At 63.3% G+C, this 24,617-nt stretch carries 19 protein-coding genes; 16 read left to right on the forward strand and 3 right to left on the reverse strand.

Features of this window, described 5'->3' with window-relative positions; translation table 11 throughout:
- The 4 genes from V1279_RS08690 to V1279_RS08705 all read left to right on the forward strand — a co-directional run bounded on the left by V1279_RS08690 (position 1) and on the right by V1279_RS08705 (position 5,789).
- On the forward strand, positions 1-2,511 hold the full coding sequence (locus V1279_RS08690) for a circularly permuted type 2 ATP-grasp protein (protein ID WP_334434372.1): 2,511 nt from the start codon (positions 1-3) through the stop codon (positions 2,509-2,511).
- Entirely contained in the window at positions 2,508-3,386 is an 879-nt protein-coding gene (locus V1279_RS08695) for a transglutaminase family protein (protein ID WP_334434373.1), read from the forward strand. Before V1279_RS08690 ends, V1279_RS08695 begins: the two co-directional genes overlap by 4 nt.
- A 225-nt stretch (positions 3,387-3,611) precedes the next feature.
- Positions 3,612-4,034 (forward strand): cache domain-containing protein, encoded by a 423-nt coding sequence (locus V1279_RS08700; protein ID WP_334446269.1) that lies wholly within the window; start codon positions 3,612-3,614, stop codon positions 4,032-4,034.
- Between the two features lie 54 nt (positions 4,035-4,088).
- Positions 4,089-5,789 (forward strand): methyl-accepting chemotaxis protein, encoded by a 1,701-nt coding sequence (locus V1279_RS08705; RefSeq protein WP_334434374.1) that lies wholly within the window; start codon positions 4,089-4,091, stop codon positions 5,787-5,789.
- A gap of 91 nt (positions 5,790-5,880) precedes the next feature.
- Here V1279_RS08705 and V1279_RS08710 read toward each other — a convergent pair whose 3' ends face one another.
- Together V1279_RS08710 and V1279_RS08715 are read right to left on the reverse strand one after the other, a co-directional pair.
- Positions 5,881-6,234, reverse strand: a complete 354-nt coding sequence (locus tag V1279_RS08710; RefSeq protein WP_334434375.1) for a hypothetical protein — start codon at positions 6,232-6,234, stop codon at positions 5,881-5,883.
- 373 nt (positions 6,235-6,607) lie between these two features.
- Entirely contained in the window at positions 6,608-8,314 is a 1,707-nt protein-coding gene (locus V1279_RS08715) for a methyl-accepting chemotaxis protein (protein WP_334434376.1), read from the reverse strand.
- Positions 8,315-8,982: 668 nt separating this feature from the next.
- Here V1279_RS08715 and V1279_RS08720 point away from each other — a divergent pair.
- From V1279_RS08720 to V1279_RS08745, 6 genes are all read left to right on the forward strand, one after another.
- Positions 8,983-9,582, forward strand: coding sequence for a hypothetical protein (locus V1279_RS08720; protein WP_334434377.1), 600 nt, complete (start codon positions 8,983-8,985; stop codon positions 9,580-9,582).
- A gap of 117 nt (positions 9,583-9,699) precedes the next feature.
- Complete coding sequence (locus tag V1279_RS08725; protein ID WP_334434378.1) at positions 9,700-11,082, forward strand: ethanolamine ammonia-lyase subunit EutB; 1,383 nt, start codon at positions 9,700-9,702, stop codon at positions 11,080-11,082.
- Between the two features lie 158 nt (positions 11,083-11,240).
- Positions 11,241-12,827 (forward strand): B12-binding domain-containing radical SAM protein, encoded by a 1,587-nt coding sequence (locus V1279_RS08730; RefSeq protein WP_334434379.1) that lies wholly within the window; start codon positions 11,241-11,243, stop codon positions 12,825-12,827.
- A 5-nt stretch (positions 12,828-12,832) separates the two neighbouring features.
- Positions 12,833-13,606 carry an ethanolamine ammonia-lyase subunit EutC gene (eutC, locus tag V1279_RS08735; protein WP_334434380.1) on the forward strand — a complete coding sequence of 258 codons (774 nt, stop codon included), beginning with the start codon at positions 12,833-12,835 and terminating at the stop codon, positions 13,604-13,606.
- 366 nt (positions 13,607-13,972) lie between these two features.
- The gene (locus V1279_RS08740; RefSeq protein ID WP_334434382.1) at positions 13,973-16,348 is read left to right on the forward strand and encodes an efflux RND transporter permease subunit; all 2,376 of its coding nucleotides are present in this window, start codon (positions 13,973-13,975) and stop codon (positions 16,346-16,348) included.
- A 12-nt stretch (positions 16,349-16,360) separates the two neighbouring features.
- Positions 16,361-17,422, forward strand: a complete 1,062-nt coding sequence (locus tag V1279_RS08745; RefSeq protein WP_334434384.1) for a hypothetical protein — start codon at positions 16,361-16,363, stop codon at positions 17,420-17,422.
- Positions 17,423-17,479: 57 nt separating this feature from the next.
- Here the strand turns inward: V1279_RS08745 and V1279_RS08750 are convergent, their stop codons facing one another.
- Complete coding sequence (locus V1279_RS08750; protein ID WP_334434386.1) at positions 17,480-17,983, reverse strand: hypothetical protein; 504 nt, start codon at positions 17,981-17,983, stop codon at positions 17,480-17,482.
- Positions 17,984-18,421: 438 nt separating this feature from the next.
- On the opposite strand from V1279_RS08750, the gene V1279_RS08755 reads away from it, so the two are divergent.
- From V1279_RS08755 to V1279_RS08780, 6 genes are all read left to right on the forward strand, one after another.
- On the forward strand, positions 18,422-18,658 hold the full coding sequence (locus tag V1279_RS08755; protein ID WP_334434388.1) for a cysteine rich repeat-containing protein: 237 nt from the start codon (positions 18,422-18,424) through the stop codon (positions 18,656-18,658).
- A gap of 190 nt (positions 18,659-18,848) precedes the next feature.
- Entirely contained in the window at positions 18,849-19,727 is an 879-nt protein-coding gene (hpnC, locus tag V1279_RS08760) for a squalene synthase HpnC (protein ID WP_334434390.1), read from the forward strand.
- Positions 19,724-20,563 (forward strand): presqualene diphosphate synthase HpnD, encoded by an 840-nt coding sequence (gene hpnD / locus V1279_RS08765; RefSeq protein ID WP_334434392.1) that lies wholly within the window; start codon positions 19,724-19,726, stop codon positions 20,561-20,563. The genes hpnC and hpnD overlap by 4 nt, the downstream gene beginning before the upstream one ends.
- A complete protein-coding gene (hpnE, locus tag V1279_RS08770) occupies positions 20,563-21,816 on the forward strand; it encodes a hydroxysqualene dehydroxylase HpnE (RefSeq protein ID WP_334434394.1) in 1,254 nt (417 codons plus the stop codon). The genes hpnD and hpnE overlap by 1 nt, the downstream gene beginning before the upstream one ends.
- Positions 21,817-21,884: 68 nt before the next feature.
- A complete protein-coding gene (gene shc, locus V1279_RS08775) occupies positions 21,885-23,864 on the forward strand; it encodes a squalene--hopene cyclase (RefSeq protein WP_334434396.1) in 1,980 nt (659 codons plus the stop codon).
- A complete protein-coding gene (locus V1279_RS08780) occupies positions 23,861-24,610 on the forward strand; it encodes a phosphorylase (RefSeq protein ID WP_442894742.1) in 750 nt (249 codons plus the stop codon). The genes shc and V1279_RS08780 overlap by 4 nt, the downstream gene beginning before the upstream one ends.
- Positions 24,611-24,617: the final 7 nt, after the last annotated feature.

Raw genomic sequence — 24,617 nt, forward strand, 5'->3', positions numbered from 1 at the left:
ATGGCCGGCCAAGGCAACAGTCAGGAAAGCAAGGCCCGTCCGGGCCAGCGCCGGATCGCGCAATGGACGCGCGACTATGCGCGGTTGCCCGGCATTCCCGACGAATATATCGGCGAGGACGGCGCGCCCCGCGTGGCGTGGAGCCGTTTCTTCGATGCCTTCGCCGCGCTTTCGCCAGCCGATATCGAGCGGCGCTTCGCCTCCGCGGACCGGCACCTGCGTGAGGCCGGCGTCACCTACCGTGCGCCCGGCGAGACCGCCGACCGGCTGTGGCCGCTCAGCCATCTGCCGCTGATCATCGACGAGGCCGATTGGCAGCAACTGACCACGGGCATCGCGCAACGCGCCCAATTGTTCGAAATGGTGCTGCGCGATCTCTATGGCGAGGGCCGGCTGGTCACCGATGGCGCGGTGCCCGCGGCCGCGATTGCCGGCAGCAACGAATATCTGCGCGCGGTTTGCGGCGTCAAACCGCCGGGAAACCGCTATTTGCATTTCTATGCGGCCGATGTCGGCCGCGGCCCCGATGGGCGCTGGTGGGTGCTCAACGACCGCACCCAGGCGCCATCGGGCGCCGGCTACGCGCTGGAAAATCGCCTGGTGCTGTCGCGCGCCTTTTCCAACCTTTACAAGTCGATGAATGTCGAGCGCGTGGCGCCGTTCTTCGAGGCATTCCGCGATTCACTACGTGCCAGCGCCGACCGCGACGAGCCGCGGATCGGGTTACTGACGCCGGGCGTCTTCAGCGAGACCTATTTCGAGCACGCCACCCTGGCGCGCTACCTCGGCTTCCTGCTGGTCGAGGGCGACGATCTCGCCGTCAGCGGCGACCGCATCTACATCCGCACCGTCGCCGGCCTGAAGCGGCTCGACGTGCTGCTGCGCCGGGTTGATTCGAATTTCCTCGATCCGCTCGAACTCGATGCGTCGTCGCATCTCGGCGTGCCCGGCCTGGTCGACGTGCTGCGCAAGAACGGCGTCGTCGTCGCCAACATGCCGGGCTCGGGCGTATTGGAGGCGCGGGCGCTGCTCGGGTTCCTGCCCAGCCTGTGCCGGCGGCTGCTCGGCGAGAATTTGATCATGCCGCACATCGCGACCTGGTGGTGCGGGCAGAAATCCGCGCGCGAGGAAGTGTTGTCGCGGCTGGAAGATTTCGCGATCGAGGGCGCCTATGGCCGGGCCGTTCCTGGCTTTTCCAGCCATGGGCCGGTGCTCGCCGCCGAGTTGTCGCCTGCCGAGCGCGACCGGCTGAGGGGCGCGATCGCCGATCGCGGCATCGATTATGTCGGCCAGGAACTGGTGCGGCTGTCGACGACGCCGGTGTGGGAGCAGGGCCGGATCACGCCGCGCCCGTTTGTGCTCAGGGTATTTGCCGCGGCAACGCCCCAGGGCTGGACGATCCTGCCTGGCGGCTTCTGCCGGATCGCTGACGAGCCCGATGCCCGTGCCGTCTCGATGGGCGATGGCGCGCGGTCGGCGGATGTCTGGATTGTCTCCGACAAAGCAGTGTCGGCTTCGACGCTGCTGCCGGCCGCCGAAGCCGTGCGCATCCGGCGCATCGCCGGCGTGGTCCCGAGCCGGGCTGCGGACAATCTGTTCTGGCTCGGTCGCTATCTCGAGCGCGCCGAGGCGACGCTGCGGCTGATCCGCGCGCTCGGCGCGCCGATGCGCGACCCCGTCAAGGGATCGTCGACCACGCTGCCCTCGGTCGAGCGCATCCAGCGGCTTCTGGTGACCTGGGGCGCGACCTCGCAGGCGACGCGGACCCACCCCGCAAGGGTCGTCGCCGAGGCGCTGCAGAGCCCGGACAAATTCGGCTCGGCTTTGTCATTGGTAAAATCGGCGCAGCGTACCGCGAGCTCGTTGCGCGAGCGGCTTTCGCCAGATGCCTGGCAGATCATCACCGAGATGGTGGAGCGTCTCGCCTTGCAGGTCGACGACGATGACAGCGTCGTCAGCGCCGCCGAACTGACGTTGCAGGAACTGGCAAGCCTTGCAGGTTTGGCGCAGGAAAACATGAATCGCGCCGCGGGCTGGCGCTTCCTCGACATGGGCCGCCGTGTCGAGCGCGCCATCAACACCGCGCGGTTCGCGCGACAGTTCGCCTATGACGAAGCCGGCGATGAAGACCTCGATGTGCTGCTGACGCTGGTCGATTGCCAGATCACCTATCGTTCGCGCTATCTGGTCGGCCCGGCGCTGGCGCCGGTGCGCGATCTCGCGGTGCTCGATCCCTATAATCCGCGCTCGGTCGCGTTTCAGGTGGCGACGCTGCATGATCACATTGCCGCACTCCCAAGCCTGAAGGAGCACGGCCTGATCGAGCGGCCGCAGCGGCTGGCGGTAGCGTTGCAGGCGATGTTGACGACAGCCGAGGCCGCGACGCTGGATGTCAAAACCCTGTTCGCGCTGGAGCAGGATCTGCTCAATCTCGCCGATGCCATCGGTCTGCATTACTTTCCGCACGGGCCCAATGCGAGCCGGCCGGAGAAGCTGACAGGCCTCGCGTGATCTACGACATCCGTCACGTCACGACCTACGCTTACGAAAGCCCGGTGAGCTTTGCGCGGTGCTCGCTGCGGCTGGAGCCGCGCAGCAGTGACGGACAGCAACTGATCTCGCATACGGTCGAGATCCGGCCCAAGCCGGTGGAACGCACGGCGCGGCGGGATTTTTTCGGAACCCATACCGAGAGCGTGCTGATCGAGACCGCGCACCGCAACTTGCGGATCGATTCCCGCTCGCGGGTTTCGGTGTCGCGCAATGCGCCGGCGCGCAATGCGCCGAGCCCGTCATGGGAAGATATCCGCGATGTGGCGTTCGAGGCCACCAGTCTTGGCCCGGCCTCGCCCGTCGGATATGTCTTTGCGAGTTCGCTGGTGCCGGTGCTGGCGCCGCTTACCGCCTATGCCGCGCCAAGCTTCCCGCTGGGCGGCGGCATCCTCTCAGGCGCCGTCGACCTGATGCACCGGATCCGCAACGATTTCAGGTACGACCCGAAGGCCACGGTAATCTCGACGCCGCTCAGGGAAGTGTTCGAGAAACGCCACGGCGTCTGCCAGGACTTTGCCCATGTGATGATTGCGGGCTTGCGCGGGCTCGGGCTGCCGGCGGCCTATGTCAGCGGCTATCTCCGCACCGTTCCGCCGCCGGGCCAGCCGCGGCTGCAGGGCGCCGATGCCACCCACGCCTGGGTCTCGGTGTGGTGCGGCGCCGAACTCGGCTGGATCGGGTTCGATCCGACCAACGACCTGCTGGTCGAGAACGATCACATCATTCTGGCGGTGGGGCGCGACTTCTCCGACGTCTCGCCGGTCGACGGCATCATCGTCGGCTCGCGCAAGCAGAAGCTCAGCGTTGCCGTGGACGTGCTGTTGGTCGAGTGAGGCGGGATACCTCCCGCGCCTGATTCCTTAACGACCGGTTATCCTGCCAAGCGGTTAGGCTGCGCCAATCTCCGCTGCACTACGGATAGGCACCTTAACGGAAGCTTTGCTCTTTTGCCGCCATCCTGACGTGCGCGGAACCGCGTCTGCAAGTCCAACCCACCTAACCGGGAGACAATCGTGAACAATTGGTCAACAAAGCCGTTCGTTTCTGCCGTGGCAGCCATGCTCGTTCTCGGAGGTGCCGCCAGTGCGGGCGGTGGAGCGAACAAGGACGAAGCCGTCGCCATGGTCAAACAGGCGGTCGCCTTCATCAGGGATCAGGGCGCCGAAAAGGCGTATCCCGAGATCACCAACAAGGCCAGCAAGTTCCGTGATCGCGACCTCTACGTCGTGGTCTATCAGCTCGACGGCAAAGTGCTCGCGCACGGCTCCAACGAAAAGTTTGTCGGCAAGGACCTGATCGATGCCCAGGACGTCGACGGCAAGCTCTACGTCAAGGAGCGCGTCGAACTCGCCGCCAAGCAGCCGACGTTCTGGCAGGATTACAAGTTCGTCAATCCGGTCAGCAAGAAGGTCGAGCCGAAGGAAATGTACTGCGAGAAGGTGGACAACACGGCCGTCTGCGCAGGCGTCTACAAGCTCTGACCCCGATCAAGCGTTTGCGTTGTCGTGCGGCGATCGCCGCATTGAAGGGGTGATATGCTCGGCTGGATCAGAAACATTGGCCTTTCGTGGAAAGTCCAGCTCGCGCCGGCTTTTCTGATCGTCGTGCTGATCGGGCTCGGCGCCTATGCGTTGCAGACGTTGCGGTCGAATCAGGCCGCCGTCGATGCGCTGGTGTCCGGGCCGGTGCGGCAATCGGAACTGGCCAATGATCTCACCACCACGGTGTGGACGGCGCACGCCAAGCTGTATCGTCTTGCTGCCACCGCAGCCAACGAAAAGGACGAGAAGAAAATAGCCGCGGTCGCCAAGGAGGCTTCCGCGGCCGCCGGCAAGATTTCCGACGCGCTGAAGGCCGTCGAAGGCATCAAGGACGGGGTCGGCCCGGAGACTTTCGATAAGCTGAAAGCTGCGGTCGCAGGCTATCTCAAGCAATCGAAAAACGCGATCGAGATGGCCGACGGCGACGCCGGATCGGCGCTGATATTCATCAAGGGCGCAGAACGAAACTTTGCCGTCATCGAAAAACTGGCCGACGATCTGATCACGCATAGCAGCGAGAGCAAGGATCGGGAGATTGCCCGTGCCGGGATCAAGCTCGAGCAACAGCAGATGACGCTGATGGCGGCCCTTCTGGCGGTTGCACTTGCCGGTATCCTCGTTTCGTTTCTGATTGGCCGAAGTATTTCCCGTCCTGTCGTGGCGATGTCGAGGGCGATGCGCGAACTGGCGGGCGGAAATTTCGAGGTTCAGTTGCCCGGCCTCGAGCGCCGCGATGAAGTGGGCCAGATGGCCCATGCGATCCAGGAATTCAAGGTGCAGGCGATTGCCAAAGCCGAACGCGAGACGGCGGAGCGCGAAGAGAAACGCCGCGAACTGGCATCCGCGCGCCGAACCGAGCTGCACAATCTGGCCGAAAGCTTCGAGATCGCCGTCGGCGATATCGTCGAAAATGTCGGCGCGGCATCGTCCGAATTGGAAAATTCCGCAGCCGTCCTGACCAACAGCAGCGCCGCCACCCAGGAGCTCTCCACCGTCGTCACCGCGGCTTCGGAGGAAACCTCCACCAACGTGCAGTCGGTAGCGTCAGCCACGGAGGAAATGGCCAGCTCCGTCAATGAAATCGGCAGACAAGTCGCGAACTCCAACAGGATCGCCAACGAGGCGGTGGTTCAGGCGCAAAAGACCGACGCCCGAATCGCCGAATTGTCTGATGCCGCGAACCGCATCGGCGACGTCACCAAATTGATCACCACGATTGCCGAGCAGACCAATCTGCTGGCGCTCAATGCGACCATTGAGGCAGCGCGAGCCGGCGACGCCGGCCGCGGCTTTGCGGTGGTTGCCCAGGAGGTCAAGACGCTCGCCACGCAGACCGCCAAGGCCACCAGCGAGATTTCTACCCAGATCGCCGGGATGCAGGCAGCGACCCTGGATTCGGTGCTCGCCATCAAAGAGATCAGCGGCACCATCGGCAGGGTTTCCGAAATCGCGGCAGCGATTGCCGCCGCCGTCGAAGAGCAGGGCGCGGCGACCCAGGAGATTGCCCGCAACGTGCAGCAGGCAGCCCTCGGCTCCACCCAGGTCGCGACCAGCATCGCCGACGTCAATCGCGGCGCCGGTGAAATCGGCACGGCGTCGTCCCAGGTGCTGGCGTCAGCGCAATTGCTCTCCAACGAAAACAAGCGCCTCAAGGCCGAGGTCGGCAAGTTCCTCGCCACCGTCCGGTCGGCTTAAGCCGTAGGGCCCAAAAGCCGAGATTAGCGAACGTGGCTTGATCCACGTCCGCTTTGCAGCACGGATCTGTACGCAAGGACCGTCAATGCGGTCAAACCCCACGCCGAATGACGACCCACGCCAGACGACCGGCCATTAGAAGCGACACGGCGCAGAATGCGACAGTCCCCCAGAGATGGACATCAGGGCGCGTCTCATTCAGCCATACTAGTGCGGCTAGGCAGAGCGCTGCCGGGACAGCGCACGCCTGCGTCGCAATGTATTGACGGCGCAATGTGCGTGGTGCGCGGGAGCTCCAGATGAAGACTTCGACCTCAAATCTGCGGGAAATGGTGTCGAACGGCTCCTGGGGATACTGCTTGGTCAGCTCCGTCATAACGGACAGGATACCCCATCCAGCAACGCCGATCAGCGCGATGGCAAGCAGGCACAGAATGAGCGACATCTCACTGCTCCAGTATCCGCAACGTGATCAGGCACCTCAAGCGTTAATAATCCGCTAAGTGTCATTCGCGTCGATTTTGCCATATCAGCGATATGTCCGATATCCAGCTCATCTCGCACCCGCCGTTTCGAGGTTGCGAAAGTCGAGATAGGCATGAATCAAGCTCCCGAACCGGAGCCTCGAAGCATGAAATATGACTCACGGGCGTTGAGTGGACTGCCATCAGGCTGCTTCTCCCGAACAAGTCCTGTGGCGTGCCGAGGGCCAATAATCGGCGTGTCGGCGGAGTGTCAATCCGAAGTCTTGCCGAACTTTGCGGAGCCAGATTCGTGGGCTCCTCACACTCTGGCGCGAAACCCGAGATGCCGCCGGCTCAGGTGCCGGTCTTGCGCGCCGGCTCCGACGAATCCGCGCGCAAGTTGCGGAAGAATTTCTCGACCTCGCGCGACAGCGTCTCGGCCGTGGCCGTGAGCTCGCTGGATGCGGTGAGAACGGAAGCCGCCGCCGTGCTGGTCGTGCCGATGGCGTCGCTGAGCGAACCGATATTGACGACGAGCGTACCGTTACCCTGCGCCGCCAGTTGCGCGTTCTGCGATATCTCGCGGGTCGCCGCATCCTGCTGCTCGATGGCGCCGGCGATGATCGACGTCACGTCGTTGATCTCGCGCACGGCGTTGCCGATTTCGCGGACCGCGTCCACCGAATTCCTGGTCGACGTCTGGATCATGCTGACATTCTGGCCGATCTCGGCAGTCGCCTTGGCGGTCTGCTCGGCGAGTGCCTTGACCTCGTGGGCGACTACGGCGAAGCCGCGTCCGGCGTCGCCGGCGCGCGCGGCTTCGATCGTCGCGTTCAACGCCAGAAGGTTGGTTTGCTCGGCGATCGCCTGGATCAGGGTGAGCACGCCGTCGATGCGTTGCGTCGCGGCCGCGAGCCCCTCGATCTCGGCAACCGATTTCTCGGTGCGCTGACCTGCCTGCTCGACGGCGCCGGCCGATTGACGGACCTGGCGGCCGATTTCCTCGACGGAAGCGGAAAGCTCTTCGGCGGCGCTGGCGACGGCGGAGACGTTGCTGGAAGCCTGCTCGGTCGCGCCGGAGGCGGCTACCGCGCGTCCGCTCGCATCCGATGACACGCTGGCAATGGTCTGGGCGGTGCCGCGCATCGAGGTCGCATTGTCGGTGACCGCGCGCAGTACGCCGCCGATCGCTTCCCGGAACGCGTCGACCGAGGCTTCGATTTGCCGGGTGCGCGCGTCGCGCGCCCTGGAATCTTCCAGCACCTGTGAATTGAGGTTGCGGTTGCGCTCCATCGCTTCCTGGAAGATCTTGATCGCGCGGGCCAGGGCGCCAATTTCGTCGGCTCGGTTGGTGTGGGGGACCTCGACGCCTTCCGCGCCTTCCGCGACGCGCTTGATGGTATCTGTAATGGATGACAGCGGACGCGCCACCGAACGGGCGATGATCAACACGCCCATGACCACCACGATCAGCGCGAGCGCGCCCAGGCAGGTCAGGACAAAGGCCATCGTGTGGTTGGTGTCTGTCTGTTGCGCCAGTTTCCGGCTGCGTTCGGCGTAGACCCGGGAGAGCGCCTCGAGATCCTTGTTCAACGCCGAGCGCACTTCGCGGTTGGCGTCATTGTCGCCCCATTCGCGCCCGGCGGCGGCGTTGATCTCGACGCCGCGGCGAACCAGTTCCTTGCGGAATTCGACGAATTGTTCGATGCGCTTCTTGAAGGTAGCGAATTGCTGGGCGTCGTCGGCCTGTACCAGCGCCTGCCAGTTCTTGACGACGTCGAGAATGCGTTCGTTGAACTTCAGCAACCCGTCGCCGAATTTCTTTACGACAGCCGGATCCGTCGACATGTAGACGCCGCGGGATTCCATCACCACCGCATAGACCAGCGAATTGACGCGCTCGACATTGAGCGCCGCGCGGCTTGCGGTTGCGACCGCTTCTGTGAGTTCGGCGTTCCGGCGGGTGTTGTAGTCGGACAAGGCCGTAATGGCCGCCACGAGCACCGCGAACAGCGCGAAGATCGAATACAATTTGGCTGCGAGCGAAAACCGGGATGCCATGGTGCCACCAAAATGAGCTAGGGATTCTACAATGCGAGCCGTACCGGCGCTCCACAGCGGGGGCGGGACGTACCGTCGGCGATCTGCAAATTGTGCTGAATTATGATGGACAATGTCTTAACCTACGAGACTGCAAACCCTGCAATCGAAGTAAAATTATATAGTTACTTCAATTGCTTGTAGATTTATGACGAATTTCGTAGACGGGAACTTTTGGTATTTCTGCGCGACCGGAGCGGGCTCTGGTATGCCAGCGCAATTGGAGATGGTTGCGATCTCGGCACGACGAGATGGGCGCTATTCCTCGCATCCGATGATTTATGCGGCCTGCGCGCCGGGAGAGGCCGCCGTGCCCGGCAACCGTCTGCCAATACGAACGGCATGATCGGCTCTCGCTTTTCCGTGACGGCAACGCCGCCAAGCGAATCTGGCCCGCGTGCCAACCTGCCGCAAGCGCGTACGAGCGTACTCGCGAAAGGCGTCCTGCATTGGCAAGCACGCAGGAAGCGAATCAGGTTAGACAGCGAGCACGGCGACGGAGCTTGGTCGAACGTGTCTTGTCCGGGCGGCAAGCGCGCAATCCTTAAACCATCGTCTCGAATCATCACGTGACGCCTGTCGCCACAAGGCGCCGCGCTGGTTCGATAATGCGTGAGAACGGGGACTGAATGGCTCAAAGTGCCGCCTTGCCGGGCAACGTCGATCTCTATCTTCACGTCCGCGTGTTGATCGCCCTGATCCTCGGGCTCAGCGTCACGCGTTTGGTCAGCGGCATCGCGGCATTGATCCAGCATCCCGGCCGCTACCCGATCTGGTCTGTTCATCTGGGCTGGGTCGCCTGGGCGCTCCTGAACGTGGTCACGTTCTGGTGGTGGGAGTTTCGTCTGAGCTTCGTCCACCACTGGACGTTTGTCCTGTATGTCTTCGTCTGCGTTTACGCGTCGATGTACTATTTCTTGAGCGCCCTGCTTTTCCCGCAGGATCTCGAGGAATATAAGGGTTATCAGGACTACTTTCTTTCCCGCCGCCGCTGGTTCTTTGGCTTTGTGGCCCTGACAGAAGCGCTCGATGTGGTCGACACCTTGATAAAGGGCGAAGACTATCTCCGATCGCTGGGACTCGAATATCTGCCGCGGATCGGCATATTCATACTGATGTGCGCGGTGGCCGCGACAACGCGTAATCCCAGGTTCCATGCGCTGTTCGTGTTCGCCGCGCTCGTTTATGAGACAAGCTTTTTCAGTCGCTATTACGCTATGCTGAACTAGCCGGAGGCGGCTGGCCGGAGCGGCCCGCCGCACTCGAAAAGATCCTCTTACGCGCTGTCGCGCGCGTGATGATAGGATCGCGAGGCAGCGGAGCGGGTAGGGGCGCAGGAAGTCAGCATGGTCTATCGCCAGGTCATCGGCGCCACCTCCTACGTATTCGCCGGTTTGCGCGAACTGCTCGCCAAGGCGACGCCGCCGCGGTCCGGCGATCGTCTTGCCGGCGTTGCGGCCGAAAGCGCGGAAGCGATGATCGCGGCGCGGATGGCGCTCGCCGACATGCCGCTCAAGCAATTCCTCAACGAGGCCGTGATCCCTTATGAGGACGACGAGGTCACCCGGCTGATCCTCGATACCCATGCGGCGCAAGCTTTTGCGCCGATCTCTTCGCTGACCGTCGGCGGCTTCCGCGACTGGCTGTTGTCCGATGCCGCAACCAGCGGAACGCTCAGCGACGTTTCGCGCGGGATCACGCCGGAAATGGCCGCGGGCGTTTCGAAGCTGATGCGCAACCAGGATCTGATCCTGGTCGCGAAAAAATGCGTCGTGACGTCGGCGTTTCGCAACACCATCGGCCTGAAGGGGCGGATGAGCGTGCGGCTGCAGCCCAACCATCCCTTCGACGACGCCAAGGGCATTACCGCCTCGATCCTCGACGGCATCCTGCTTGGATCGGGCGACGCCTGCATCGGCATCAATCCGGCAAGCGACGATCCGGCAATCATCGGTGAATTGCTGCGGTTGCTCGACGGCATCATCTCGCGGCTGCAGATACCGACGCAAGCCTGCGTGCTCACGCACGTGACCACGACGCTCGGATTGATCGGACAGGGCGCTCCGGTCGATCTGGTGTTCCAGTCGATCGCGGGAACGGAGGCTGCCAACCGCAGCTTTGGCGTCGATCTCGCGCTGTTACGCGAGGCGCGTGAGGCCGGGCTGTCGCTCCGCCGCGGAACGGTCGGCGACAATGTGATGTACTTCGAGACCGGGCAGGGCTCGGCGCTGTCTGCCAACGCCCATCACAATGTCGACCAGCAGACTCTCGAGGCGCGCGCCTATGCGGTGGCGCGCGCGTTCGATCCATTGCTCGTCAACAGCGTCGTCGGCTTCATCGGTCCGGAATACCTGTATGACGGCAAGGAAATCATCCGCGCCGGCCTGGAGGATCATTTCTGCGGCAAGCTGCTCGGCCTGCCGCTCGGTGTCGACGTCTGCTACACCAACCATGCCGAAGCCGATCAGGACGACATGGACAATCTCTTGACGCTGCTGGCCGCCGCCGGCGTCACCTTCATCATGGGGGTGCCGGGCGCCGACGACGTCATGCTGAACTATCAGTCGACCTCGTTCCACGACGCGCTGTATATCCGCGATCTCTTCGGCTTGAAGCGGGCGCCAGAATTCGACGATTGGCTGGTTCGCTCAGGCCTCGCGGACGGCGATTTCCGGCTTGTGGGCAACACGAGTCTGCTGCCCGACTTTGCCGCGCGGCTGATCGCCTGAGCGCCGGGCCCCGAGCCAGTAGATTTTTCCTGCAACCAATTGAACCCACAAGGAGTTAGAACCCACAATGAGTTAGAGTTGACTGTCACAATGTTGAAGAATTTCTGGCCCAGCTTTCAATGTCGTGCTTAAATTCATGTCAGGCTTGAGGAATTTTGATGAGAGCTGAAGGCATCGGAACGGTACGGCGTATCCTGTGCGTCTTCCCACGCTATACATCCTCTTTTGGTACATTCGAATACGCCTATCCCCTGACCGCCGGCGTCCAGGCCTTCATGCCACCGCAGGGCCTGTTATTGATCGCGGCCTATCTTCCGGAGAACTGGCCGGTCCGCTTCATCGACGAGAACATTCGTCCCGCCACCAAGGAAGATTTCGAATGGGCGGAGGCGGTGTTCGTCAGCGGCATGCATATCCAGCGTCAGCAGATGAACGACATCTGCCGCCGCGCGCATGCCTTCGATCTCGCCGTTGCGATCGGTGGACCGTCGGTGAGCGCGTGCCCGGATTACTATCCCTCGTTTGACTATCTGCATGTCGGCGAATTGGGCGATGCCACCAACGATCTGATCGCTCGGCTGGCGCGCGATCCATCGCGGCCCGCGCAGCAGGTGGTGCTGACGACCAATGACCGCATTGCCATGAGCGACTTTCCGATCCCGGCCTACGAGCTGGCGGAGGTGAAGAAATATCTGCTCGGCAGCATCCAGTATTCGAGCGGTTGCCCCTACCAGTGCGAGTTCTGCGACATCCCCGGCCTCTATGGCCGCAATCCGCGGCTGAAGACGCCGCAGCAGATCGTCGCCGAACTGGACAAGCTGCGCGAATGCGGCATGACCGACACGGTCTATTTCGTCGACGACAATTTCATCGGCAACCGGAAAGCGGCGCTGGATCTACTGCCGCACCTTGTCGAATGGCAGAAGCGAACCGGCTACGTCACGCGGCTCGCCTGCGAGGCGACGCTCAACATCGCCAAGCGCCCCGAGATCCTCGAGAAGATGCGCGAGGCGATGTTCGTCACCGTATTCTGCGGCATCGAGACGCCCGACCCCGATGCATTGAAGGCGATGCACAAGGACCACAACATGATGGTCCCGATCCAGGAAGGCATTCACACCATCAACTCCTATGGCATGGAAGTCGTCTCGGGCATCATCATGGGCCTTGATACCGATAAGCCCGGCACCGCGGATGCGCTGCTCAAATTCGTCGATGAATCGCGGATACCGCTGCTCACGATCAATCTGCTGCAGGCGCTGCCGAAGACGCCGTTGTGGGACCGGCTGGAGCGCGAAGGCCGGCTCAATCACGACGACAGCCGCGATTCCAACGTCGAGTTCCTGCTGCCCTACGAGCAGGTGGTCGATTCCTGGCGCAGGTGCATGGAAGTCGCCTATCAGCCGGAAAAGCTGTACGCGCGCTACCAGTATCAATGCGACTACACCTATGCGCAGCGGATCAAGGTGCCGGTGGCGCCCGAGCAGAAGAACTGGGCCAATATCAAGCGCGCCCTGATCATGCTCCGGAACATCTTCTGGCAGGTCGGCGTACTCGGCGACTACAGAAAAGTGTTCTGGAAGTTCGCGCTGGGACGGCTTCGTTGCGGCGATATCGAGGGACTGATTGGCTCGGCGACGATTGCGCATCACCTGATCGAATTTGCGCGCGCTGCCACCAGTGGCCGGCAGAACGCGTCGAACTATTCGATCCGGCTGCGCGAGGCCTCGGTCCCTGCCGAGTAAAGCCCATGAAAACGCCGGCGCCGCCGTCCCGCCCGCTCGAAGCCTTGCGGGAACTGACGCCGGCGCGCGTCGGGCTCGGCCGCTCCGGCGCGAGCATGCCGACCGACGCACTGCTTGCCTTCACACTCGACCACGCGCGTGCGCGCGACGCCGTTCACACAGCTTTCGAAGCGCAGCATCTGGTTGCCGGATTGGCCGGTCTCGGCGTGCCCGTGAGCGAAGTCTGCAGTCAGGCGCGCAACCGCCGCGACTACCTGCGCCGTCCCGATCTCGGACGCATGCTCGATCCGGATTCACGGCGCGCGCTGGAAAAGCAAAGCGGCAGCGCGCGCGAGATTGTGATCGTGATCGGCGACGGGCTGTCGCCGGCGGCCGTCAATGTCCACGCCGTCGAACTGGTTCGCCATCTTGCTTCGCGCCTGACGGAGGCAGGGATCCGCTTCGGCCATGTCGTGGTCGCGTCGGGCGCGCGGGTGGCGCTGGGCGACGAGATCGGCGCCGTGCTCGGCGCGCGGATGGTCGTGATGCTGATCGGCGAGCGGCCCGGCCTGTCGGCGCCCGACAGCCTCGGCGCGTATCTCACCTTTGCACCGCGCGTTGGCCTCACCGATGAGAAGCGCAATTGCGTGTCCAACATCCACGGTGCGGGGCTGAGCTACGATGAGGCCGCCTTCAAGATCGCATGGCTGGTGCGTGAAGGCATCGCGCGCCAGATCACCGGCGTGGCGCTGAAGGACGAAAGCGGAACCGCGCTCATCGCTGCCAAGCCGATCGATTGAACCTGCGATGCGTCACTTCAGGCGCGGTCTCCTCGCGGGAGCCGCTTCCCGAAAAATTGACCGAAACTGGTTGCGCCGCGCCATCGTGACTGGCGTTGGCGTTACTCGGCGGAACGCCCCAAAGTGGCGCCGACGGGTGTGGCAAATCAGAGACTTAACGCGCATTTTCGTCACCTTCGTGTCGATTTGCCCCGCCGCGCGCGCTTGCCGGATGGGGTTCGGCCCTGTAAAACGGCGGCGGTTAATTTACCGCGTGATTTCAATGGCTAGCGCCGATCGGATGGGGCTGACAAAGCCGCATTCGCGCCACCAAACTGCATAAAACCAAGCTGCACAGATTAGGCCGACGTGAGAACTGGACAGGGTATGCTCGACAAGAACTCCGAAAGTCACGTCCACGTCGAAGCCATCGAGGAGCCGCCGCCGGGCAAGAGCATCGCCTTCGGGCTCGAGCGCATGGGCCTGATCGCGGTCAAGGCGCCGATCGTGTCGATGATCATTCTCGCCGCGCTGATCGTGGCTGCGCTCTTCGGCATCGAGCGGATCAAGATCGACGACTCGCTGAGCCAGCTGTTCCGGTCCGATTCCAAGGACTACAAGCAATACGAGGCTGTGACCAAGCGCTTCCCGGCGACCGAATTCGACGTGCTGGTCGTGGTTGAGGGCAAGACGCTGCTGGCCCGCGAGAACCTCGAAAAGATCCGCGACATGGTCACCGACCTGCAACTGGTCGAGGGCGTGCGTGGTCTGGTGTCGCTGTTTTCGGCGCGTCAGGCGCCGGAGCCTGGCAAGCTGCCGGCCGCGCTGTTCCCGCCCGAACTGCCGCAAGGCGCCGCCTACGAGAAGTTCGCCGAGACCGTCAAATCCAACGAGATCATTCGCGGCAAGCTGTTGTCGGAGGACGGCACGCTGGCGCTGATCGTATTGTCGCTGGAACCGAAGGTCGTTTCCTCCAACGATCTCGGCAAGGTAGTCGGCGAAATGCGGAAGATCATGGCCGACGATTTGTCGGGCAGCGGTCTCAACGCCCAGCTCTCCGGCGTTCCCGTGATGCAGCTCGAGATCCGCAACGCAGTCAAGCGCGACGGGCTGACCTACAACATCCTCGGCATTCTGGCCGGCTGTATCATCGCGATCATCTTCTTCCGCAAGATATCGTTCATGGTGGTTGCGGCGTTTCCGCCGATCATTGCGATCCTGCTCGCGCTCGGCAGCCTCGGCTGGGCCGGCTTCAATCTCAACATGTTCCTGAACGTGATGACGCCGCTCATCATGGTGATCAGCTTCTCGGACTCGATGCAGCTGACTTTCGCCGCGCGCGACCGCCTGATCGCGGGCCAGGACAAATTAACCGCGTTCACCAACGCCGTGCTGGTGGTGGGCCCGGCCTGCGTGCTGACCCACGGCACCGCCGGCATCTCGTTCATCGCCCTGCAGTTCTCCGATTCCGAATTGATCCGAAAGTTCGGCGAGGCCGGCCTTGCCGCCACCATCATCGCGCTCGTTGCGGTGCTCTCGCTGGTACCGGTGTTCGGCGTGCTGTTCGTCCGCAACGAGAAGATCTTCGCGGTCAAATTCCAGAGCGCGGATGCCGGCGTGCAGGCGCTGCGCAATTTCTGCTACTGGATCGCGGTGCGCATGGTCAGCCGCCCCGGGCTGTTCAGCCTGCTCGCGTTGCTGCTCGTCGCCGGCCTCGGCTTCATCTACGCCACGCTGGAGCCGCGCTATCGGCTCGCCGACCAGGTGCCGGACAAGCGGCAGGCCGTGGCGGCATCGAGCCGCCTTGACGCCAAGCTCACCGGCGCCAATCCGATCGACGTGCTGATCGAATTCCCCAAGGGCGCCTCGCTCTACGCGCCGGATACGTTGAAGGCGATCGCCGACGTTCATTCGATGGTGGAGAAATCGGCCGGCGTCGGCAACGTCTGGTCGCTCGAAACCCTGCGCCGCTGGCTCGCCGAGAAAGCCGGCAGCAGCGACGTTGCGACGCTGAAGGAATATGTCAGCGTGATCCCTGAGCATCTGGTCCGCCGTTTCATCTCGGCCGATCAGGATGCGGTGGTGGTCTCGGGCCGCGTTCCCGATCTCGATTCAAGCGAAATCCTTCCCGTCGTCGACAAGCTCGACAAGGCGCTCGACAAGGTGCGATCAGAGCATCCCGGCTTCGAAGTCGCGGTCACCGGCCTGTCGGCGATCGCCGCGCGCAACAGCGCCAACATGATCGAGAAACTCAATCACGGCCTGACCATCGAATTCCTCATAGTTGCGATCTTCATCGGATTGGCATTCCGATCGGTCGTGGTGATGTTCTCCTGCATTCTGCCCGGCATTTTCCCTGTCGTGGCATCGGGTACGGTGCTGTGGATAATGGGCGAGGGGCTGCAGTTCGCCAGCGTGGTCGCGCTGACGGTGTCGTTCGGCTTAGGCCTGAGCGCCACTATCCACTTCCTCAACCGGTTGCGGCTGGAGAGCAAGCCCGGCATCGGCTCGGCGCTGGCGGTCGAGCGCGCCACCGTGCTGGTCGGTCCGGCGCTGATCCTGACCACGGTGGTGCTGGCCTGCGGTCTCGGCGTCACCGTGTTCTCCGACCTGCCGTCGCTGCGGCTGTTCGGCTGGCTCAGCGCGTTCTCGATGATCGCAGCCCTGGTCGCGGATCTCTTCATCCTGCGGCCGACCTCGATGTTCCTGATCAACCTGTCGGAAAAGATTCGCGGCGTCAGCCACACCAAGCCCGCGGAATAACGAGGCCGCTGAATGGCGTCAGCAGAACCGGCAGTTCGTCCAACGGTCGCCGATGCCGCCGCCTACCGCGCGGTCGAACACATCTATCATTCCTACCTCACCGGGCTGATCCTGATGCTGGCCTCGCGGGCCGGCGCAGCCCGCGCGGCCGAGGTGGTGTTCCGCACCTTCCGGCGGCAGCAACTGGCGCGCTTCCTGCCCGGATTGAAGAAACTCGGCCTCGACCAGCTTCCGCATGCGGTCGCGTGCGCCCAGTATCACTATCTGTCGAACCAGGTCGGCGGTGTGAAGGTCGAGTATGTCTATGAGAGCGACAGCAAGGCCTGGGTGCGTTATCCGCCGCCGCGCTGGATCTGGTCCGGCACTGCGATTTGCGGCATCCCCTCGGAAGTGTCGCGGGCGATGCTGCGCGGATGGCATGCCAATAACGGCGTCGTGCTCGGCAATCCCAGGCTCGGCTTCGTCTGCACCGGCCAGACCGTCGACGGCCAGCCGGGGCTGGAGGGCTACTACAAGGAGTGGGATCACGAGCTTGCGCCCGAGGAGCGGCTGCAGTTTTCCCCCGGCGAGCGCTGTCCGCCGTTCCGGGCCGATCTCGCGCCGCGCCTACCCGGGAATACATGGCCGGAGGAACGGCTGCAGAAGGTGCTTCGCAATTATGCGATGGAGTACGTCACCTCGATCGTGCCGGAAACGATCAGGGTGCTCGGCCCGGAAGAGGGCGGCCACCTCGCCGGCGCCGCGGCGCGGCTCGTCGGGATGCACACTTTCGACGACGTCGCGGCGCTGTTGGGCGGGGTAGAAGCGGGCGCTGCCGGCTTTGCGGCGGCCTTCGCTCGGCTGTCGCGGGGACAGGACGACGACGCGGAACTACAGGTGGAAGGTTCGGGCGCAACCGTGCGCCAGACGTCGTGGCGCCTAATGGCGGGACGTGAAGCGCTGTCGCCTCAAGTGTTCGATGCCTGGAACGAATTATGGGTGGGAGCAGCCCTTGCGCATGATCGCTTCATGCGGATCGAAGTGACGGAACGCCGTGACCGCGGCGATGCGTATTGGAGCTGGAAATTCGGCTGATCAGAATGAAAAGGCAGCGCCGCGGCGCTGCCTTTCACATTGTTTCAAAGGGCAGCGTCAGGTCTTCGTCATCGTGATCTTGACGCCGCGGATTTCGCCCTTGGAGTCGATCTGCACGGACTGCTTGTTGCCGGTGGTGCGCAAATTCAAGTTGGCTGCAAATCCGGAAGCCTCGACGAACAGGTCAATCTGGCCGCCGCCTGCGGTGCCCTGCAGATTGCCGAAGATATTCCGGCTCTTCTCGCTCCAGTTGCCGGAGATGCGGTCACCCTGGCTGGTGACGTCGCTCGACAGATCGAATTTGTAGCTGTCGCTGGCGCAATGCAGATTTTGCCTCAGGCCGAGCCCGTTGGCGTTGACCTTGTAGTCGGCCTTGCAGCGGATGTTCTCGGTAGTGCCGTTGGAAAGCGCGACCGTGCCCGAGCCGGACCAGTTTCCATCAAAACCGGCAAACGGACCCCCCGCCTGGGCATGGCTTGCGGCGACCGACAACATGAGCGCGGCGCCGACGCCGGCAGCTGCGAGAGCCTGACCGAACAAGCTGGAACCAAACAGTTTCATTGTAGTTTTCCCATCAAATAGACGTTCTTAGCAAAGATACGTCTCGCCGCATCGAAGATTTAGTGTTCCCGCAGTATCTTAGGTTCAAATGACGGAGTGCGGTTTCCGGCGCTTTCGGCACGAAAAAGTGCGCAGTCGACCGAGAGGAATCGAACATTCACGCCGACTCCGTGGCGCAGCATCTAGCTTTGCACCGCATTGTCTGCAACAACCAATTTCCGGGAAAGTGTGGCGGAAATACACTTTAGATATCAGTCGGTTATTAAAGGTGCTTAGGTTGCCGTAGAGGTCGCCGTAAATTTGTCCGCATTTACCATGCTTGTCATCTGTTCGTCGCTGCGTTACGCGGCGCGCCTGCCATCCAAACAAAATCCGTTCCGGCGATGCCGAAGTGCAAATCGAGAACAGGATTTCTTGCCGCCGAAATGAAGGAATACGATGCGTAAATCTCTCCTGGCCCTCACCTTGTTGTCGATCTCGATCTCATCGAATGCGGCATTCGCGCAGCAGCGCAGCGGAACGGCGGAGGAGCAGAAGGCCTGTACCCGTGACGTGCAGAAGTTCTGTCGTCCGGTGATCGACCAGGGCGACTTCACCGTCCTGGCGTGCCTCAAGGAAAACCGGTCCAAGATCAGCGCGGCTTGCAACCAGGTTCTCAAGAACAACGGCCAATAAAGGCGCGCTGCGCCCGTTGACCCCCGCGGAAAAGCCATTTTCGGCTCTATGACGCGCGTCACGGGCGGGGCTAATCAGCCCAGATAGCATTGGTTTTGGCGGCGTATTCCCCTATATGGGGCACGCGATCTCCTCGCATGCGCCTGTTATCGGCGCATGCGCCAATTCCGATTGATGTAGCCAGTTTTTGATGACCAGCGCGAGCGACCTGCGATCCGGAAAGACCCACCGCGACGAGAATTTTCCGGTCGCGTCGTGGATCATTCATCCGCGTCACCGGGCGCTGATCCTCTCATTCTATAATTTCGTCAGGACGGCCGACGACATCGCCGATCACGCGACGCTCGGCGCGGACGAGAAGCTGCGCTATCTCGACCTGCTCGAAGCCGAATTGCTGGGCAACGGCGACACGCAACCGGAGGCGGTCAGCCTGCGCCGCGCTTTTGCCGAGCGTTCGATGGCGCCGCGCCACGCGCTCGACGTGCTGGTCGCGTTCCGGATGGACGTCACCAAGCTGCGCTACGAGAATTGGGACGACGTCATTCATTATTGCCGCTATTCGGCCATGCCGGTCGGCCGTTTCATGCTCGACGTCCATGGCGAGAGCACCTCGACCTGGGCCGCGTCGGATGCGCTGTGCGCGGGGCTGCAGATCAACAACCATTTGCAGGACTGCGCCAAGGACTACAAAAACCTCAACCGCGTCTATCTGCCGCGCGACGCGTTGGCCGCCACCGGCGCCACCGTCGAGATGCTGGGCGGGGCGAAGTCGCAGCCGGTGCTGCTGCAATGCCTGCAGGCGCTCGCGGTGCGCACCGAGACGCTGCTCAATGAAAGCAGGTCGCTCAGCGCCGAGGTAAAGGATTTCCGGCTCGGGCTCGAGGTTGCCGTGATCCAGGCCTTTGCCGACAAGATCGTCGGCATGCTGAAGGTGCGCGATCCCCTGAGCGAGCGCGTACACCTGAGCAAGCCCGAATTGCTCGTGCAGAGCATCGGCGGCATCGCCAGCGAAATGATCAGGCGCGCCTCGGGACGCCGCCCCCAGACAAAACCGGCGGCCGGCGCATGACGGTGCAGACGGCGGCGGCCAACGCAGATTACAGCACCACCGCGTCCGGCAGTTCGTTCTACGCCGCGATGCGCATCCTGCCGCGCAGCCAGCGCGAGGCAATGTTCCAGATCTACAGCTTCTGCCGGCAGGTCGACGACATCGCCGATTCCGACGGGCCGCGGCCCGAGCGGCTGGCCGCGCTGCAGCAATGGCGCGACGACATCGATGCGCTATATCACGGTCGTCCGCCGCCGCGTCTGCAGGATTACGCCGCCTCGGTGAAAACCTTCGGCCTCAAGCGCGAGGATTTTCTCGCGGTCGTCGACGGCATGGAGATGGACGTGCCACAGGACATTCGTGCGCCGGATCTTGCCACGCTCGATCTCTATTGCGATCGCGTTGCCAGCGCCGTCGGGCGCCTGTCGGTGCGAGTGTTCGGCATGCCCGAGGAAGACGGCATCCTGCTCGCCCACCATCTCGGCCGCGCGCTGCAATTGACCAATATCCTGCGCGACATCGACGAAGACGCCGGCCTCGGCCGCCTCTATCTGCCGCGCGAAGGCCTGCTGCTCGCCGGCATCACCAGCGACAATCCGCAGAAAGTGACTGTCGATCGCGCACTTCCCAAGGTTTGCCTGCCGCTGGCCGAGCGGGCGAAAAAGCATTTCGAAAAGGCCGACGAGATCATGAAGCGCAATTCGCGGCGCGTGGTGCGCGCGCCGCGGATCATGTCGAAATACTACCGCGCGATACTGGACTTGTTGCTGGCCCGGGGCTTTGCCGCCCCGCGCGAGCCGGTCCGCGTTCACAAATGGGCGAAGATTGCCATCCTTCTCCGTTACGCGATCATCTGATGCAGAAAAACGTTCATATCATCGGCGCCGGCATTTCCGGCCTCTCGGCCGCCGTGCGGCTCGCCAACGCCAATTACCGGGTGCATGTCCACGAGGCCACGCAGCAGGCCGGTGGCCGCTGCCGGTCCTATTTCGACGCGGCCACCAATCTCACCATCGACAACGGCAACCATTTGCTGTTGTCCGGCAATCGCCATGCGCTGGCCTACGCCAGATCGATCGGCACCGAGGCGGGGCTGGTCGGGCCGAAGCTTGCGCAGTTTCCCTTCGCCGACATCATGACCGGCCAGCGCTGGCAGCTCGATCTCGGCGACGGCAAATTGCCGCTATGGGTGTTCGACGAGGCGCGCCGCGTCCCCGATACGAAGCTGCTCGATTATCTCGCCTTGATGCCTTTGCTCTGGGCAGGCACCGGCCGGCTGGTCGGCGACACGATCCCCTGCAAAGGCACGCTGTACCAGCGGCTGGTGCAACCGCTGCTGTTGGCCGCGCTCAATGTCGATCCGCCCGAGGGTTCGGCGGGCCTGGCCGGCGCGATCGTGCGGGAAACGCTGCTGGCGGGCGGGCAGGCCTGCCGGCCGCTGATCGCACGCGATGGGCTCAGCGCGGTTCTGGTCGAGCCGGCGATCAAGCTGCTGCAGGACAAGGGCGCCTCGATCCGGTTCGGCCATGAGCTGCGCGAATTCGCGATGACAGGCAACGCCGTCGGCGAGCTGAAATTCGGCAGCGACGCGATTGCGCTCGGCCCCGACGACGTCGTGGTGCTGGCGGTGCCGCCGCGCCCGGCGGCGGCGCTGTTGCCGGGCCTGAAGACGCCGTCGAAATTCCGCGCCATCGTCAATGCGCATTTCCGCTTCGATCCGCCCCGCGATGCCGTGCCGATTCTCGGCGTCGTCGGTGGCCTCGTGGAATGGCTGTTCGCGTTTCCGCAACGGCTGTCGGTCACCATCAGTAATGGCGACCGCCTCGTCGACATGCCGCGCGAAGAACTCGCGCTGGCGATCTGGCGGGATGTCTGCAAGGCAGCTAGCCTGCCGGGCGAACCTGAATTGCCGCCCTGGCAGATCGTGCGCGAGCGCCGTGCGACCTTCGAGGCCACACCGGAGCAGAACGCGCTGCGGCCGGGGGCGGTGACACCATTCAAAAACCTGTTTCTCGCCGGCGACTGGACTGATACGGGATTGCCGGCAACCATCGAAGGATCGATACGGTCGGGCGACCGTGCCGCCGATCTGGTCCTGGCGAGGCCTTAAGGCCCGACCGGACTTGTTGCGTGACCGGCTTCACAGAGCCAGCGCGCGAATAGAGGGATGCTAGCGATATGCTTTCCATCGACAAAACAATTGCAGGCGAAGCCGTCGCGACAGTCGATCCCGTCGCGCTGGAGAAGAGCATCTCGTCGGCGACCGAAGCGCTGCTTGGTTACCGGCAATCCGACGGACACTTTGTATTCGAGCTGGAAGCCGACAGCACGATCCCGTCGGAATATATCCTGCTGCGCCACTATCTCGCCGAGCCCGTCGACAGCGCCCTCGAAGCCAAGATCGCGAACTATTTGCGCCGCACGCAAGGCAACCATGGTGGCTGGCCCTTGGTGCAGGACGGCGCGTTCGACATGAGCGCCAGCGTAAAATCCTATTTCGCGCTGAAGATGATCGGCGATTCCGTCGATGCGCCGCACATGGTGCGCGCGCGTGAGGCGATCCGCAGCCACGGCGGCGCGGCCCGCGTCAACGTCTTCACGCGATTCCTGCTCGCTTTCTATGGCGTGCTGAGCTGGCGCGCGGTGCCGGTGCTGCCGGTCGAGATCATGCTGCTGCCGACGTGGTCGCCGTTCCATCTCAACAAGATTTCCTACTGGGCGCGCACCACGATCGTGCCGCTGATGGTGATGGCGGCGTTGAAGCCGTTGGCGAAAAATCCCAAGGGCGTCGGCATCGACGAGCTGTTCCTGCAGGATCCCAGATCGGTCGGGATGACGGCGAAGGCGCCGCATCAAAGCTGGGGCTGGTTCACGCTGTTCAGCACGCTCGACAAGATCCTGCGGGTGATCGAGCCGTTGTTTCCGAAGAAGCTGCGCCAGCGCGCGATCGATGCGGCGCTCGCTTTCACCGAAGAGCGGCTCAACGGCGAAGACGGCATGGGCGCGATCTATCCGCCGATGGCCAACATCGTCATGATGTATGAGGCGCTCGGCAAGGGACCGGACTATCCGCCGCGCGCGGTCACCCGCAAGGGCATCGAGAAGCTGCTCGTGATCGGCGAGCACGAGGCCTATTGCCAGCCCTGCGTCTCGCCGGTGTGGGACACCGCACTGACCTGCCACGCGCTGGCGGAGGCCGGTGGCGAGGAGACGCTCGAGAAGATGAAGCAGGGCCTCGACTGGCTGACGCCGAGGCAGGTGCTCGACCTCAAGGGCGACTGGGCGGCGAAGGCCCCCGACGTCCGTCCGGGCGGCTGGGCGTTCCAGTACAACAATGCGTATTATCCCGACCTCGACGATACCGCCGTGGTGGTGATGGCGATGGACCGCGCGCGCCGGGCGTCCGGCAGCAAGGAATACGACCAGGCGATCTCGCGTGGCCGCGAGTGGATCGAGGGCCTGCAGAGCCGCGACGGCGGTTGGGCCGCCTTCGACGTCAACAACCTCGAATACTACCTCAACAACATCCCGTTCTCCGATCACGGCGCGCTGCTCGATCCGCCGACCGAGGACGTCACCGCGCGCTGCATCTCGATGCTGGCGCAGCTCGGCGAGACTGCCGGGAGCAACAAGGCCGTGGCGGACGGAATCGCCTATCTGCGCCGCACCCAGCTCGCGGAAGGGTCATGGTACGGCCGCTGGGGCCTCAATTACGTCTACGGAACCTGGTCGGTGCTCTGTGCGCTCAATGCCGCAGGGGTGGACCACCAGGACCCCATGATTCGCAAGGCGGCGGCCTGGCTGGTGTCGATCCAGAACCGGGACGGCGGCTGGGGCGAGGATGCGGTCAGCTACCGGTTGGATTACAAGGGATTCGAGGGCGCGCCGTCGACTTCCTCGCAAACGGCATGGGCCTTGCTTGGACTTATGGCGGCCGGCGAAGTTGAAAACCCGGCCGTCGTGCGGGGTGTGGAGTACCTAAAAGCCACACAGACCGAGAAAGGGCTGTGGGACGAGGCGCGTTACACGGCAACAGGCTTTCCGCGGGTGTTTTATTTGCGGTATCATGGCTACTCGAAGTTCTTTCCGCTCTGGGCGCTGGCGCGGTATCGAAATTTGAGAAGCACCAACAGCAGGGTGGTAGGGGTCGGGATGTGACTTTGGAGGCGGGGGCCGCCGCGATCGTGGACAATTCGGTTGATCGCAATTCGAATGATCCGCGGCCGGTTTTGATCGTGACAGGATTGGTGCAGGAGGCCCGCATTGCGGCCGGGCCCGGCATGATCGTGATCTGCAGTTCCAGCGACCCGCAGCAATTGCGCGCACTGCTGGCAACGCTGGATTCCACCACTTTCAGGGGGGTCATCTCGTTCGGCGTCGCCGGCGGGCTGGATCCGTCGCTGAAATCGGGCGACGTGGTGGTGGCGACCGAGGTTCTGGCCGGCGATACCCGTTTTCTGGCAGGTCTGGCGCTGAACGAGGAACTGATCGCCCGCGCCGCATTGCATCGCCGGCGCGTGGTCCGGGGCGTCCTTTCCGGCGTGGAACAGGTGATCGCGGCAGCCGCCTGCAAGGCCGCGCTGCATTTAGAAACCGGGGCGGCTGCGGTCGATATGGAGAGCCATATCGCGGCGGCCTATGCGGCCGAGGCCGGCTTGCCGTTCGCGGCGCTGCGGGTCATCTCCGATCCCGCCAGCCGGGCGCTTCCAGCGCTGGCCAAGAGCGCCATCAAGCCGAACGGCGACATCGACCTCGGCAAGGTGCTGCGCGGGGTGGCGCGCAATCCCACCACGCTGCGCGCGCTGGTTTCCACGGGAATCGATTTCAATCGCGCGCTGCGCTCCCTGCGCGGCTGCCGCGGCTTCCTGCACGGCGAAGAGGGGCTCGCCGCCGCGGGGATCTGATTCCCAC

Origin of the sequence: Bradyrhizobium sp. AZCC 1610 (assembly GCF_036924515.1) — a bacterium.
Classification (GTDB): Bacteria; Pseudomonadota; Alphaproteobacteria; order Rhizobiales; family Xanthobacteraceae; genus Bradyrhizobium.

Coding starts and splice junctions, on each gene's coding strand:
- V1279_RS08690 (WP_334434372.1), top strand. CDS start 1: ATGGCCGGCCAAGGCAACAGTCAGGAAAGCAAGGCCCGTCCGGGCCAG.
- V1279_RS08700 (WP_334446269.1), top strand. CDS start 3,612: ATGCTCGTTCTCGGAGGTGCCGCCAGTGCGGGCGGTGGAGCGAACAAG.
- V1279_RS08705 (WP_334434374.1), top strand. CDS start 4,089: ATGCTCGGCTGGATCAGAAACATTGGCCTTTCGTGGAAAGTCCAGCTC.
- V1279_RS08710 (WP_334434375.1), bottom strand. CDS start 6,234: ATGTCGCTCATTCTGTGCCTGCTTGCCATCGCGCTGATCGGCGTTGCT.
- V1279_RS08715 (WP_334434376.1), bottom strand. CDS start 8,314: ATGGCATCCCGGTTTTCGCTCGCAGCCAAATTGTATTCGATCTTCGCG.
- V1279_RS08720 (WP_334434377.1), top strand. CDS start 8,983: ATGGCTCAAAGTGCCGCCTTGCCGGGCAACGTCGATCTCTATCTTCAC.
- V1279_RS08725 (WP_334434378.1), top strand. CDS start 9,700: ATGGTCTATCGCCAGGTCATCGGCGCCACCTCCTACGTATTCGCCGGT.
- V1279_RS08730 (WP_334434379.1), top strand. CDS start 11,241: ATGAGAGCTGAAGGCATCGGAACGGTACGGCGTATCCTGTGCGTCTTC.
- eutC (WP_334434380.1), top strand. CDS start 12,833: ATGAAAACGCCGGCGCCGCCGTCCCGCCCGCTCGAAGCCTTGCGGGAA.
- V1279_RS08740 (WP_334434382.1), top strand. CDS start 13,973: ATGCTCGACAAGAACTCCGAAAGTCACGTCCACGTCGAAGCCATCGAG.
- V1279_RS08745 (WP_334434384.1), top strand. CDS start 16,361: ATGGCGTCAGCAGAACCGGCAGTTCGTCCAACGGTCGCCGATGCCGCC.
- V1279_RS08750 (WP_334434386.1), bottom strand. CDS start 17,983: ATGAAACTGTTTGGTTCCAGCTTGTTCGGTCAGGCTCTCGCAGCTGCC.
- V1279_RS08755 (WP_334434388.1), top strand. CDS start 18,422: ATGCGTAAATCTCTCCTGGCCCTCACCTTGTTGTCGATCTCGATCTCA.
- hpnC (WP_334434390.1), top strand. CDS start 18,849: ATGACCAGCGCGAGCGACCTGCGATCCGGAAAGACCCACCGCGACGAG.
- hpnD (WP_334434392.1), top strand. CDS start 19,724: ATGACGGTGCAGACGGCGGCGGCCAACGCAGATTACAGCACCACCGCG.
- hpnE (WP_334434394.1), top strand. CDS start 20,563: ATGCAGAAAAACGTTCATATCATCGGCGCCGGCATTTCCGGCCTCTCG.
- shc (WP_334434396.1), top strand. CDS start 21,885: ATGCTTTCCATCGACAAAACAATTGCAGGCGAAGCCGTCGCGACAGTC.